Source organism: Kangsaoukella pontilimi (assembly GCF_009830125.1).
Taxonomy (GTDB): domain Bacteria; phylum Pseudomonadota; class Alphaproteobacteria; order Rhodobacterales; family Rhodobacteraceae; genus Kangsaoukella; species Kangsaoukella pontilimi.
The window spans coordinates 1,115,315-1,127,798 of record NZ_WUPT01000001.1 but is presented as its reverse complement, the minus strand read 5'-3'; the positions used below and the strand labels follow the sequence as shown (position 1 = coordinate 1,127,798).

Here is a 12,484-nt window from a genome sequence, read left to right as displayed (position 1 = left end):
GTCTTACTGAAGCCCGACTTCTTCGAAGAAGCGGATCGCGCCGGGATGGAACTCGGCAATACCCGGATCACCCCGCATGTTCTCGGGACGGAAGGCGCGCATCGGCGGGAAGGTCTCGCCCATAACACCTGCGTTCTCGTACATCGCCTTGGCCATCGCATAGACCGCGTCATCGGGTGCGTTCGCGTGGGTGAAGATCACTTGGGGGAAGGCGATATACGTGGTCTCTTCCAGAACGCCGGGCATCGCGCCCTCGGGCAGAGACATGAAAAAGGCGGTGGGCCAGTGTTCGCGGGCGCGGGCCAGCGACTCGTCGCTTGCGTCCTCGACACCAAGCGCGCGCAGACCGCCGACGGCGGCATCCGCCTCGCGGACCTTGCCTGCACCGTGGGCGAAGATGAAGCCCACGGTGTCCCCCGCCATGAACGCGTCGGCACCCGCCACGACCGAGGCGACCGAGACTTGCTCGACATCGTCGCGGGTCATGTTGGCGGTGGCGTAGAAGGCCGAAAGCTGCGGCAGGATGGTGTTCTGGGCGGTGTAGCCGTCGGTCATCGGCAGCCCCTTGAGGTCCGAGACCTTCATGATGTCGCTATCGGCGCGCACGAAGATCGCTTCGACCAGCGGCTGGAGATGGGCGACGATGCGCAGGTTCGGATTCTCACGCCCGTTCCACCATGCCTCGCCGGTGATCGCGTAGTTGACCTCTTGCAGGTTGGCGACGCCGAATTCGATCCCGCCCTGGTCGATGAAGGGAATAAACTGGTTCGGACTGGTGGCGGGCTGGATCGTCGTGTTCAGGCCGCCCGCGTTTGCGGCATTGGCCACGGCGGTGCCGATGTTGTGGAATAGCGAGCCGGGGTTCGACGTGGCGATCCCGACGTTCTGTGCCGCGGCGGGCAGGGCGGCCATGAGGCCGAGGGCCACGGCTCCTGCGGTGAATAGCTTGTTCATTTTTTCTCCTCCCAATGGTCTCGACGTCAGGCTTCAGAATCCCAACTATTGAGACAGTGTTGACAATAAGCTGGCCAAGCCGAATATCAAGCCAACTGAACGAGGCGGGATGAAAGACCCTTTGGCCAACCCCGAGACCGGCGCGGATGCGCTTCTGCTGGCGCTGTCGCGGGCCGGGGTCAGCTATCTTTTCGCCAATGCAGGGACGGACTTTCCGCCGCTGATCGAAGGGCTGGCCAAACTGCCCGCCGAGTCGATCCCGACCCCTGTCACCGTCCCGCACGAAACCGCCGCCATGGGCATGGCGCATGGCTATTGGCTGGTCACGGGCCGGATGCAGGCGGTGATGGTGCATGTGAATGTCGGGCTGGCGAACGCGGTCATGGGCGTGATCAATGCGGCGTCGGACGACGTGCCCGTTATGGTGCTCTCCGGCCGCACGCCTCTGACCGAGACGGGCCGCGTGGGTGGGCGGATCACGCCGATCCAGTACGGGCAGGAGATGTTCGACCAGACATCGCTCGTCCGTGATGCGGTCAAGTTCGACTACGAAATTCGCTATCCCGAACAAGGCGATAGCGTCACGACACGCGCCGCTGCCATCGCCTTGTCGGACCCGCCTGGTCCTGTCTATCTGAGCCTGCCACGCGAGCCATTGTGCGAGGCTTTGCCGGACGGTTATGCGCCTGCGCCTGCAACGGCTCCGGCCCGTGCGGGCGCCCCGCATGGCGCCGATCTCGACACTCTGGTGGAGTGGATCGACAGGGCCGAACTTCCACTGGTCGTCTGTCAGCGCGGGGACCCTGCCGGGCGCTTGTCCGAGGCGCTCTCGCGCGCTGCGGCCCGGCTGGGGTTGGCCGTGTCCGAGCCCTTCGTGGTCCGGAACGTGCTGGCGGGCGGCGACCCTGCGCTTCTGGGCTACGGCCCGCCGCCGATGGAGCGCGCCGATCTTGTGATCGTGCTTGACAGTGGCGTGCCATGGATCGCGCGCGGTACGCCTCCCGCGCCGGGTGCGAAGGTGGTCCATATCGGGCCGGACCCGCTTTTCGGGCGGATGCCCGTCAGGGGCTATCGCTCGGACCTGACGATCGCCGCCGACCCTGTGTTGGTGCTTGGAGCTCTTGCCGCGCGCGCGGAACCCGCGCCCGACCGTCGGAAGCAGATAGAGGACTTGGCGAGCGAGACACGCGCCAAAGCTCTCGCCGCCGCCACGCCACCCGAACCGGGTGAGGTGGCGTCGCCCGCGTGGCTCAGCGCCTGCCTGTCCGACATCATGGACGAGGACGCCGTCGTCTTCAGCGAACTCGGTCTTCTTCCCGGCGCAATGACGCTCAAGGGACCGAACCGGTTCTTCGGCAACCCGCATTCCGGCGGCTTGGGATGGGGCGTGCCCGCCGCACTCGGCGCGCAACTGGCAGACCGGGACCGGCTTGTGATCGCGGCGGTGGGCGACGGCTCATACATGTTCGCCAATCCCGTCGTCTGCCACCAGGTGGCCGAGGCGCTGGACCTGCCCATCCTGATCGTCGTCAAGAACAACGGTGGCTGGAACGCGGTTCGGCGGGCTGTCAGGGGCGCCTATCCCGAGGGCGCCGCGATGAAGCGGAACGAGGTGCCGCTGACCTCTCTCGCGCCTTTGCCTGATTTCACCGCCGTCGCCCGCGCATCGCGCGCCCATGCCGAACGGATCGAGCATGGGGCCGACATTCCCGACGCGCTGGCCCGCGCCGTCCGGATCATTCGCGACGAGCGGCGGCACGTGCTGCTTGACGTTGCCGTAGCCGCCACCGAGACATTCTGAATGACGCTTTTCGATATCATCCTTGCCGCGGCTGCGATCGCGCTTGGCGGCTTTCTCAAGGGCGCGACCGGCGCCGGCGCGCCGGTGGTCGGCGTGCCCATCCTTGCCATCGTCTTCGGCGTACCGAAGGCGGTCGCCATCTTCTCTGTCCTGAACCTCATGTCCAACACGTGGCAGGCCTGGGCCTATCGCGATGCGTGGAGCAATATCCGCTTTGTCGGTAGTTTCGCGATTGGTGGGGCGCTCGGGGCCGCTGCGGGATCGGTGCTGCTGGCATCGCTCTCCACCGATGTGCTGATGGGCGGACTTGCGTGCATCGTGTTCTTCTATATCGGCCTCCGCCTTCGACTGCCCGACTGGAAGATCGACAGGGCGCCGGGCGAAAGGGTCGCCGGTCCGGTCGGGTTTCTGGCAGGGGTCATGCAGGGGGCGGGCGGCATCTCGGCGCCGGTGTCGGTCACCTTTCTGAACGCTATGCGGCTGGAGCGGCGCGAGTTCATCGGCACGATCTCGGCCTTTTTCTTCATGATGTCCTCGTTTCAGATCCCGACCCTTATCGCCCTCGGTGTGCTCTCCTGGGAGCGGGCGGGGCTGGCCGTTCTGGCGACGATCCCGCTTTTCGCCGCCATGCCACTGGGCGAGCGGGCGGCGCGGCGCGTGTCGAAAGAGACGTTCGACAAGCTGATCCTGATCCTGCTGACCGTGGTTGCCTTGAGGCTGATGTATTCGGCCCTGACGTGATAGAATAGGTTTTCGACACGCATCCAAGGGGAGGGGGACGCATGACCGAGACTGAGACCACACCCGCCGTTGATCTCGACGCCGCAGAGGCCGAGGTCGATCTGCCCGAGATCGGGGACACGTCGCGCTATGACGCGCTGATGCAGGTGATCCGCAACCGGGTAACCGTCCGCAAGTTCGATCCCGACTACGTGGTGCCCGAAGAGCACTACGAGATGATCATCGAAGCCGCGCGGCACGGGCCGTCCGGTGCCAACGCACAGCCCTGGCAGTTCATCGCCATCCGGGATGCGGAGTTGAAGCAGAAGATCGCGGATTACTTCGTGGCCGAGCAGCGGTTTCGCGCCAAGGCCAAGATGAAGTTCCCGACGCCGGATTACCGGGGGCTGGCGACGGCGCCGGGGTTCATCGTGGTCTGTTCCGACATGCGCTGGACCAATGCGTTCCCGGTCCTGAACGACGGCTCCGACCTTGACCGCATGTATCACGAGAATGCCGAGCGCATCCTGCTGCAATCGGTGGCGGCCGCCACAATGTCGGCGCATCTGGCGGCGGCGGCGCTTGGCTATAACGTCTGGTGGGTGACGGCGATCGGTCAGGAAGAGGCGCAGGAGGCCATGCGCCCGCTTCTGGGCATTCCCGACGAGATCTCGGTGCTCGACATCATGCTGTTTGGCCCGGCGGCGTCGAAGCCCTACAAACGCTGGCGCCGTCCGCAGGAAGAGATCCTGCATTGGGACGGCTACAACCCCAAGCATTTCATGACGGACGACGAGCTTGCCGAATGGATCAAGACGCGCCGTCACCGCGTCATGTACAAGGACGCGTCGAAAATCGACTGAGGCGCGTGTCGCCTCAGCCCTTCTTTCCGGATTTGCCATCCTCGGGCAGCACACCGTCGAGGTTCACACCGATACTGTCCCCGATCTTCTTCATCGCGGGCAGGGCCACCGCCATATCGAGGATCGAGTCGATGGTCTGACCGACCGGCGAGCCGTTCCCGCCGCCGCCCGCCGCGCGGTCGAGCCCCGTGACGTGGTTGATGTTGATGCCCTTGATCTTCTCCGCGGGCTTGACCATTTCGCGCACAATCTGCGGCATGGCCTCCAGCCGCGCCTTTTCCATCTCCATCGCCATGAGCGCCTCGGATCGGGCGTTCTCGGCGTTGATGCGGGCGGCTTCGGCTTCGGCCTCGGCCAGACGGTAGACCTTCATCGAGGCCGCTTCCTCGCGCCGGATGACGCCTTTGACCTTTGCGACCTCCTGATCGGCAGCCGCCGAGATGCGGGCGCGCTCGGCATTGGCCTCGGCGTCCTGACGCGCCGAGATCAGCGCGATCTGCTTCTTGCGCTCGGCATCGGCCAGTTCCTTGCGGGTGCGGAGGTCTTCTTCTGCGTCGATCAGGATGGCACGCGCGTTCGTGGCATCGGCCTTGGCCTTGCTCTGTTCTTGGCTCTTGGCGGCGGTCAGGATCTCTTTTTCCTGCTCCGCGATTTCCAGCGCGCGCAGCTGAGCGATCTCGGCCTCGCGGATCGTCAGTTCGCGGGCGATGCTGGCGGACTGAATTTCCTGCTCCATGCGAATGCGGGCCTGCGCGGCCTCGCGCTCGGCCTCGGCCTTGCGGCGGGCGACCTCGGTCAGTTGCGCGGCGAGAAGCGTCTCGATCTCCTGGGTCTGGGCGATCTCGGCGCGGCGCTCTTCCAGACCGATTTCCAGCTTTCGCTGGCTTGCGGCCACCTCTGCACGGCGCACGGCCACTTCGGATTCGGCCTGAATTTCGGCGCGCTCCTTCTTCGATTTCGCGATGACCTCGGCCAGCTTGCGCATACCCACCGCGTTGAACGCGTTGTTCTCGTCGAGCGATGAAAACGGCGTCTGGTCGAGCGCGGTCAGCGAGACGCTGTCCAGCTCAAGCCCGTATTTCGCCAGGGTATCGGTCAGCGCCTCGCGCACCTCGCGGACAAAGCCCGAGCGGTTCTCATGGAGTTCGTCCATGGTCATCTGCGCGGCCACGGCACGGAGCGCGTCCACCATCATACCGTCGATCAGCGACTTGAGCTGGTCGGGCTGGAACGTGCGCTTGCCAAGGGTCTGCGCCGCGCGGGTGATCGCGTCGGCCTCGGGAATGACCGAGGCGTAGAATTCCGCGCCCACGTCGATCCGCATACGGTCCTTGGTGATCAGTGAATTCTCGCCAACCCGGCTCACATCCATGCGAATGGTCTGCATGTTGACCCGGCTGATCTCGTGGAAGAACGGCACGGCCAGCGTGCCGCCGTCGATGATGACCTTCCGGCCGCCGACGCCGGTCCGGACGAGGCTGACCTCGTTCGTGGCGCGTTCATAGAACCACGCCGCCACCGCGATGACGATGGCCGCGATGACCAGCAACAGAATGATCCAACCCATGGCACCCATGTCAGTGTCCTCCTTTGCCCGAGATCAGAAAACGGGCGGGAAATGCCGTCCGCCGCGATCGAGCGTGATCCAGCGAAGTTCGGTGAAAGCGTCGAGCGACCAGCGCCCGCCATACCGCCCGACGCCCGACGCCTTGACGCCCCCGAAGGGCACGTGCGGTTCGTCGTTGATGTTCTGGCAGTTGACGTGGACCATGCCGGTCTCGAGATCGCCCGCCATTCTGAGCGCGCGGGCCTCGTCCTCGGTCCAGACTGCGGCGGTCAGGCCGTATTCGGTATCGTTGTTCAGCGCGATGGCCTCTTCCTCGGTCCGGAAAGGGGCGACGATCACGACCGGGCCGAAGGTCTCGTCGTGCCAGATGTTCATGGTCGGATCGACATGGCTGAGCACCGTCGGCTCGACGAAATTGTCCCAGGCATTGCCGCCCAGTTCCACGCGGGCACCTTTCTCGACGGCGTCGTCGATCAGCGCTTTCACGCGCACGGCCTGACGGGTGTTGACGAGCGGGCCGATGGTGACGCTCTTGTCATGGGTCGGCCCGGTCTTCAGCTTGGCGGCACGGGCGAGGAATTTCTCCATGAAGGGCTGATAGATGCTCTCGTGGAGGAGCAGTTTTTCCGTCGACATGCAGACCTGACCCTGATGCATGAAAGACCCGAAATTCGCGGCGCGCGCCGCTTTGTCGAGATCGGCGTCCTCGAGCACGATCATCGAGTCCTTGCCGCCCAGTTCCACGCACGCCTTCTTCAGATGTGCGCCCGCCTTGGCTGCGATGTGGCGCCCCACGGCGGTGGACCCGGTAAACGAGATCGCCTTGACATAGGGGTGCTCGATCATCTCGTCGCCCACCTCGCTCACGTTCTCGCGCGAGCAGGTGACGACATTGAAGACGCCGGGCGGGATGCCCGCCTCTTCGAGGATCTCCGCGTGGTAGAGGCCGCCGGAATAGGGCGTGTCTTCAGAAGGTTTCAGGACCACGGTGTTGCCCGCGGCGAGCGCTGCCGCATAGCCCCGCGAGGTCAGGATGCCGGGCATGTTCCACGGGCTGATGACGCTGACGACACCGAGCGGGAAGCGCTGCGCCATCGACACCTTGCCGTAGTGCGACGGCAGCACCTCGCCCACGTTCTGATAGCAGAGCGCGGCGGAGGTGCGGAAGATGCCCGACACGAAGCCCGCCTCGAAGACGCCCTTGCCGTAGAACCCGCCGCCTTCGGCCACGACGGCACGGATGAACTCGTCCTGACGCGCCTCCCAGATATCCGCGATTTTCAAGAGGAAGCGGGCACGTTCGTCGAAGGGGCGGGCAGCCCAGTCGCGGAAGGCCTCCTGCGCGGCCTCGATGGCGCGGGTCATGTCCTCGCGCGTGCCGTCCGGCGCGCGGGCATAGACCGAATTGTCGGACGGGTTCAGATCCTCGAAAGTGCGGGCGGTGGGAACCCACTGGCCCCCGATGTAATTGCCGCGGATCGCGGGCGAAGCGTTGGCGCCGTCAAGCATATGTCATCTCCTCGTGTCGCGCGTATGGGGCGCGGGGCGATAGGTTTCCGCCCTGCGGGCGGCGGCTTCTATTTCTTCGAGCGCGGCCTTGAGCCGGTCGGCAGAAGACCCGGCGTCGGGCCGGGGCATCTCGGGCAGGGCCGGTCTCGGTGGCGGCGCGGGTGGTGCCGGCGTTGCGGGCCGAGTGGGCAGGCGGGACTGCGCGCCGCCATTCGCCCCCTGGGCCGGCCGGCGCGAGGACATCGCGGCGGCGCGGGAGACAAGGGCGCTGAGATCGGGGGCCGAACCGCTGGGCGCTGGTGTCGGGGCAGGGCGCGGCGTCGGCGCGGCCTGCGGGACGGGCGTCGTGGCGGGGGCGGGCGCCGCCGCTGGTTTGGGCGCGGGCGCTGGACGGGGCGCTGCGCCGACGCCCTTGAGTGCCGCCGCTGCAATGTCCGAGGGTGACGGGCCCGCCGCCGGGCGCGGCGCGGCGGCAGGTGTCGGCGCGCGGGGCGGCACGGGTTTGGTCGATGCTGCGGCGGCTTTCGGCGCGGCGGCACCGGCGGCGGCACCGAGGTAGGCTTTCTGCACCGCCGGGTCGCTCGCCAGTTTTTCGGCGCTGTCCTCGTGCACGATCTCTCCGTTCTCCAAAAGGTATCCGCGATCCGCGATGGCAAGGCTCTGCTTGGCATTCTGCTCGACTAGGAGGATACCCAGACCCGCCTTGCGGACGGCCGCGAGGCTCTGGAACAGTTCCTTGCAGAGAAGCGGCGACAGGCCGAGCGACGGCTCGTCAAGCGCCAGAACCTGCGGGTTCGACATCATCGCGCGTCCGATCGCGACCATCTGCTGTTCGCCGCCCGACATGGTGCGGACGGTCTGGCGGCGGCGCTCGCCCAGCTTCGGAAACAGGGTCAGGACGCGTTCCAGATTGCCCGCTTCCTCGTCCCGCGCCCGTTTCGCATAGGCGCCAAGTGTCAGGTTTTCCTCGACGGTCAGATCACCGAAGACGCCCCGGCCTTCTGGAACAAGAGCGATGCCGGTCTCGACGATCCGGTCGGGAGCGAGGCCCAGAAGCTCTTCGCCGCCCATCTGCACCGAACCGCCGACGCGGCCCTCGCATATTCCGCACATGGCCTTCAGGAGCGTGGTTTTCCCCGCGCCGTTCGCGCCAAGGATCACGACGATCTCACCCCGGCCGGTTTTCAGCGACGCACCATCGAGCGCACGGTGCTTGCCGTATGAGACGGAGAGATCCCGAACCTCAAGCATCGTCGTCCCCCAGATAGGCGCGGATGACCTCCGGGTCCGACAGCACTTCGGTCGGGGTGCCTTCGGCGATCTTGGTCCCCGAGGACATGACCACGCAGCGGTCGCAGAGCGAGCGTATGGCATCCATCACATGTTCGACGAGGATGATGGTCCGGCCTTCCTCGCGAAGCCGCCGGATCAGCGCGATCCCTTCGGTCAGTTCGGTCGGGTTGAGACCCGCCAGCCATTCGTCCAGCAGAAGAACCTTGGGATCGGAGGCCAGCGTCCGCGCCAGTTCCACGCGCTTGGTGTCGATATAGGTAAGCTGGCCGACATGGGCATGTGCGCGCCGGGCGAGGCCCACGAGTTCCAGCATCTTCATCGCATGGGCATCCGCCTCGGCGCCCCAGCGGCGGCGGTGTCCGAAGACGGCCCCGGCCCGGACGTTGTCGAGGACCGTCATAGACGGCAGAAGGCGCACAAGCTGAAAGGTGCGCGAGATGCCGCGTCTGGCGATCTCCTGCGCGGACAAGTGCCCGATGGGTGTGCCGCGAAGCGAGATCGTGCCCGATGTAGGCTTCAAAGCGCCCGAGATCAGGTTCAGCGTGGTGGACTTGCCCGACCCGTTGGGTCCGATCAGGCCCATGACCTCGTGCTCGGCCACGTCGAAGTCGATCTCGTTGACGGCGACAAGGCCGCCGAACCGCTTGGTCGCCCCGCGAAGCGACAGGACAGGGGCGTCCGCTCTCATGAGAAGGCCTCCCGTGCGTTCATCCGGGTCCGGATCGTGGTCAGAAGGCCGACGAAGCCCTTGGGAAGAATGAAGACGATGGCAAGGAAGCAGAGACCTAGAAGCAGCGTGGTCTGGTTCGGGAAACTGGCCGAGATCGCCTCCCAGAGGAAGGTGAAGGGGATGACGCCGACAACCGGCCCCCAAAGCCGCCCGGTGCCGCCCAGAAGCGCCATGATCACCACCTGGAAGGACAGCATCGGCGTGAAGGCGAGCGCGGGCTCGATATAGATATACCGCGGGGCGAGGATCGCGCCGGTGGCGGCGGCAGCGGCGCCCGAGACCATGAACAGAAGAACCTTGGCGCGGGCGGTGTTGATGCCGGAGTGGCGCGCGACCTCTTCGTCATCCCCGATGATCCTCAGCGCAAAGCCAAGGCGCGACCGCCCGATCAGCCAGCCGGTCAGGTAGACGAGCGCCGCAAGGACCAGAAGCTGCCAGTAGATATGCACTTCGGTCAGGTCCGTCAGAACATAGAGACCCTTCTGACCCGAGACGTTCTGCCCCCAGGTGACCAGTTGCCGGATGAGTTCGGCAAGGCCGAGCGTGAAGATCACGAAATAGACGCCCGACAGCCGCAACGTCGCGACGCCCACAATGGCCGCAAGGGCGGCGCCGAGGATCGCGGCAAGGGGGACCAGAAGCCAGTAATCCAGGTGCTCGAAGCCAAGGCCGGTCGTGTAGGTGCCAAGGCCGAAGAACGCGGCCGTGGCGAGCGAGATGTAATGGGTGGGTCCCGAGAACAGCGCCCAGCTTGTGGCGAGGACCGTGTACATCGCGATGGTCACGCCGATGGTCAGCAGATAGGCGCCGCCGACGAAGGGCAGGCAGGCCGCGAGGATGAACAGGGCGGCACCGATGGCGAGGTTGCGGTATTCGGTCGTGGTCATCATGCCTGCCGCCTCCCGAACAGTCCCTGCGGACGGAAGAGAAGTATCGCGACGAAGAGCAGATAGGCGGCGGCGAGCGTCAGGCCGGGGTCGATCAGCGTTGCCACGAAGGTCTCGAGAATGCCCAGCATCAGCGCCGCGATGACCGTGCCGCGCACGTCGCCCACGCCGCCCATGATCACGATGATCAGCGCCTTGAGCGTGAAGAGTACCCCGGTCGAGGCATCGAGGGTCAGGAACGTCGAGATCAGCGCGCCGCCCACCGCCGTGACCGCTCCACCGAGGGCGAAGGCCAGCGCCGAGAGGCGCGGCACGTCGATACCCACGAGCCGCGCGCTGTCGGGCGCAACCGCGATGGCGCGTATCGACATGCCCGCCCGCGTGCGCGTCAGCCAGAGCCAGAGGCCGCCGCAGATCACCACGGCGGCGAAGAAGGCGACAACACGGTTCAGCGCATAGGTCTCGCCGATGAAGGTGACGGGTCGGGCAAGGTAGGAATAGCTGAAATAATCGCCTCCGAAGAAGGCCAGGGTCAGCCCGACCAGAAAGAAGGCCAGACCGAAGGTGGTCAGGATCGCGTCGACCTCAAGCTGTCCGCGCGACTTGGCGCGTTTGACCAGTGGGCGCAGAAAGACGACATAGATCAGCCAGTTGATGGCAAAGGCCACCGGCGCGACGATGAAGATCGTCAGAAGGGGGCTGACCTGACCGGCGGTAAAGAACCAGAACGCACCAAAGCCGCCCGCGACCAGAAACTCGCCATTGGCGAGGTTCATGATCCGGGCCATGCCGTATTGCAGGTTCAGGCCCATGGCGATCAGCGCATAGGTCCCTCCAAGCAGCAGGCCGGTAAAGAGAATGTCCATCGTTCCGCCGTTCAGGTGTTCGGGATTGCGCACCCCGGCATCTGACCGGGGCGCGCGGGTTCAGCTGCGGGGCTTATTCCCAGCCGGACTTCGGCATCGCCGCGACTGCACCGTCGCGGCCTGTGGATGCGACGCCCTTGAAGACGCCACCCTGCCACTGGCCGACGGTCCAGTATTTCGCGTTCGAGTTGTTCTCGTCCCAGTCGACAGGACCGATCACCGTCTCGAAGCTGTTGTTGGCGATGTATTCCGCAACGGCTTCCTTGTCGGTCGAGCCTGCGCCCTCGATGGCCTGATGCAGGATCTCGAACGTGGCGTAAGTCGGGGCCGAGGCCCAGAAGTCGGGCTTGGCGCCGGTGACGGCCTCGTGTCGTGCGGCGTATTCCTTGAACTGATCGCCGTCGGCATAGACACCGCCCGCGCCCAGAACGCCCTCGGCAGCCGCGCCGAAGCGGCCGGCATAGGCCGGGAAGGCGGTGGCGACGGCGGTATAGAACGCCTTGGGCGCAAGGCCCGCGATCTGTGCCTGCTCGGTCAGGCCAAAGGTGTCCGGCGGATAGGACCACGCGACGAAGGCGTCGGGGTTGCTGTCCTTGGCGCCGTTGATGACCGGCGACAGGTCCTGAGTGCCGAGCGGATAGGACGTCTCGTAAACGATCTCGAAGCCCGCTTCCTCAAGCTGCGGCTTGCCCACGCTGGCGAGTTCGATCCCGAAGGCGTCCGCGACATTGACCATGGCCACGCGGTTGCCGATCTCGCCCGCCTCGCGCATGTCGGTCAGAACGTCGACCACGCCGCCGGCAAGGCCCGTGGCACCGCCCAGAAGGAAGTACATGTTCGGAAACTTGTTCGACAGGTCTTCGATCTGGTCCGAAATCGCTGTGTGCGTGACCATCGGGTAGCCGTAGCGCTGAAAGATGGGCGCGGCGGCGATGTTCAGGCCGGTCGAGTAGGGGGCCAGGATGAAATCCGCCTCGTCCTGGGTCGCCAGTCGCTGTACGGCCTTGATGGTCTCGCCGGGGTTCGTCTGGTCGTCGTATTCAATGATCTCGACCATGTAGCTGGTGCCCCCAACAGTGATGCCGCCAGCTTCGTTCACGTCGTGGGCCCAGAGCTGCACGTTCGGCCAGAACGAGACGGCGGCACCGCCCGCAAGCGGACCGGTCTTCGGGCCGACCGCGCCGATCTTGAGCGTTTCCTGCGCGAAGGCCGGTACGGTCAGCGCCAGCGTTGCGACGGCCGTGGCGGCTGCAAATAGAGTTCTGCGTTTCATGTCGTTTCCTCCCTTTTCATG

General features: G+C 65.7%; 11 protein-coding genes. 3 read left to right on the top strand and 8 right to left on the bottom strand.

Translation table 11 applies throughout. The annotated features are described in order from the left end of the window. Positions 1-3: 3 nt before the first annotated feature. Positions 4-954 carry a TAXI family TRAP transporter solute-binding subunit gene (locus GQ651_RS05605; RefSeq protein WP_160763199.1) on the bottom strand — a complete coding sequence of 317 codons (951 nt, stop codon included), beginning with the start codon at positions 952-954 and terminating at the stop codon, positions 4-6. Between the two features lie 109 nt (positions 955-1,063). Here GQ651_RS05605 and GQ651_RS05600 point away from each other — a divergent pair, with 109 nt between their 5' ends. Genes GQ651_RS05600 through GQ651_RS05590 form a run of 3 tightly spaced genes read left to right on the top strand, consistent with a single transcriptional unit; the run spans position 1,064 to position 4,338 of the window. Beyond that, positions 1,064-2,755 (top strand): thiamine pyrophosphate-requiring protein, encoded by a 1,692-nt coding sequence (locus GQ651_RS05600; RefSeq protein WP_160763198.1) that lies wholly within the window; start codon positions 1,064-1,066, stop codon positions 2,753-2,755. Further along, positions 2,756-3,496, top strand: coding sequence for a sulfite exporter TauE/SafE family protein (locus GQ651_RS05595; RefSeq protein WP_160763197.1), 741 nt, complete (start codon positions 2,756-2,758; stop codon positions 3,494-3,496). A gap of 41 nt (positions 3,497-3,537) precedes the next feature. Next, on the top strand, positions 3,538-4,338 hold the full coding sequence (locus GQ651_RS05590; RefSeq protein ID WP_160763196.1) for a nitroreductase family protein: 801 nt from the start codon (positions 3,538-3,540) through the stop codon (positions 4,336-4,338). A gap of 13 nt (positions 4,339-4,351) precedes the next feature. Here GQ651_RS05590 and GQ651_RS05585 read toward each other — a convergent pair whose 3' ends face one another. The 7 genes from GQ651_RS05585 to GQ651_RS05555 form a co-directional block, all read right to left on the bottom strand. After that, positions 4,352-5,914 carry a flotillin family protein gene (locus GQ651_RS05585; protein ID WP_160763195.1) on the bottom strand — a complete coding sequence of 521 codons (1,563 nt, stop codon included), beginning with the start codon at positions 5,912-5,914 and terminating at the stop codon, positions 4,352-4,354. A 24-nt stretch (positions 5,915-5,938) separates the two neighbouring features. Continuing rightward, positions 5,939-7,414, bottom strand: a complete 1,476-nt coding sequence (locus GQ651_RS05580; RefSeq protein ID WP_160763194.1) for an aldehyde dehydrogenase family protein — start codon at positions 7,412-7,414, stop codon at positions 5,939-5,941. Between the two features lie 3 nt (positions 7,415-7,417). Then, complete coding sequence (locus GQ651_RS05575) at positions 7,418-8,665, bottom strand: ABC transporter ATP-binding protein (protein WP_160763193.1); 1,248 nt, start codon at positions 8,663-8,665, stop codon at positions 7,418-7,420. Beyond that, the gene (locus GQ651_RS05570; RefSeq protein WP_160763192.1) at positions 8,658-9,395 is read right to left on the bottom strand and encodes an ABC transporter ATP-binding protein; all 738 of its coding nucleotides are present in this window, start codon (positions 9,393-9,395) and stop codon (positions 8,658-8,660) included. The genes GQ651_RS05575 and GQ651_RS05570 overlap by 8 nt, the downstream gene beginning before the upstream one ends. Beyond that, a complete protein-coding gene (locus GQ651_RS05565) occupies positions 9,392-10,324 on the bottom strand; it encodes a branched-chain amino acid ABC transporter permease (RefSeq protein ID WP_160763961.1) in 933 nt (310 codons plus the stop codon). The genes GQ651_RS05570 and GQ651_RS05565 overlap by 4 nt, the downstream gene beginning before the upstream one ends. Continuing rightward, entirely contained in the window at positions 10,324-11,190 is an 867-nt protein-coding gene (locus GQ651_RS05560) for a branched-chain amino acid ABC transporter permease (protein WP_160763191.1), read from the bottom strand. The genes GQ651_RS05565 and GQ651_RS05560 overlap by 1 nt, the downstream gene beginning before the upstream one ends. A gap of 73 nt (positions 11,191-11,263) precedes the next feature. Beyond that, positions 11,264-12,463, bottom strand: a complete 1,200-nt coding sequence (locus GQ651_RS05555; RefSeq protein ID WP_160763190.1) for an amino acid ABC transporter substrate-binding protein — start codon at positions 12,461-12,463, stop codon at positions 11,264-11,266. Positions 12,464-12,484: the final 21 nt, after the last annotated feature.

Excerpts from the sequence above, each read along its gene's own strand:
- GQ651_RS05605 (WP_160763199.1), bottom strand. The coding sequence starts at position 954 with ATGAACAAGCTATTCACCGCAGGAGCCGTGGCCCTCGGCCTCATGGCC.
- GQ651_RS05600 (WP_160763198.1), top strand. The coding sequence starts at position 1,064 with ATGAAAGACCCTTTGGCCAACCCCGAGACCGGCGCGGATGCGCTTCTG.
- GQ651_RS05595 (WP_160763197.1), top strand. The coding sequence starts at position 2,756 with ATGACGCTTTTCGATATCATCCTTGCCGCGGCTGCGATCGCGCTTGGC.
- GQ651_RS05590 (WP_160763196.1), top strand. The coding sequence starts at position 3,538 with ATGACCGAGACTGAGACCACACCCGCCGTTGATCTCGACGCCGCAGAG.
- GQ651_RS05585 (WP_160763195.1), bottom strand. The coding sequence starts at position 5,914 with ATGGGTGCCATGGGTTGGATCATTCTGTTGCTGGTCATCGCGGCCATC.
- GQ651_RS05580 (WP_160763194.1), bottom strand. The coding sequence starts at position 7,414 with ATGCTTGACGGCGCCAACGCTTCGCCCGCGATCCGCGGCAATTACATC.
- GQ651_RS05575 (WP_160763193.1), bottom strand. The coding sequence starts at position 8,665 with ATGCTTGAGGTTCGGGATCTCTCCGTCTCATACGGCAAGCACCGTGCG.
- GQ651_RS05570 (WP_160763192.1), bottom strand. The coding sequence starts at position 9,395 with ATGAGAGCGGACGCCCCTGTCCTGTCGCTTCGCGGGGCGACCAAGCGG.
- GQ651_RS05565 (WP_160763961.1), bottom strand. The coding sequence starts at position 10,324 with ATGACCACGACCGAATACCGCAACCTCGCCATCGGTGCCGCCCTGTTC.
- GQ651_RS05560 (WP_160763191.1), bottom strand. The coding sequence starts at position 11,190 with ATGGACATTCTCTTTACCGGCCTGCTGCTTGGAGGGACCTATGCGCTG.
- GQ651_RS05555 (WP_160763190.1), bottom strand. The coding sequence starts at position 12,463 with ATGAAACGCAGAACTCTATTTGCAGCCGCCACGGCCGTCGCAACGCTG.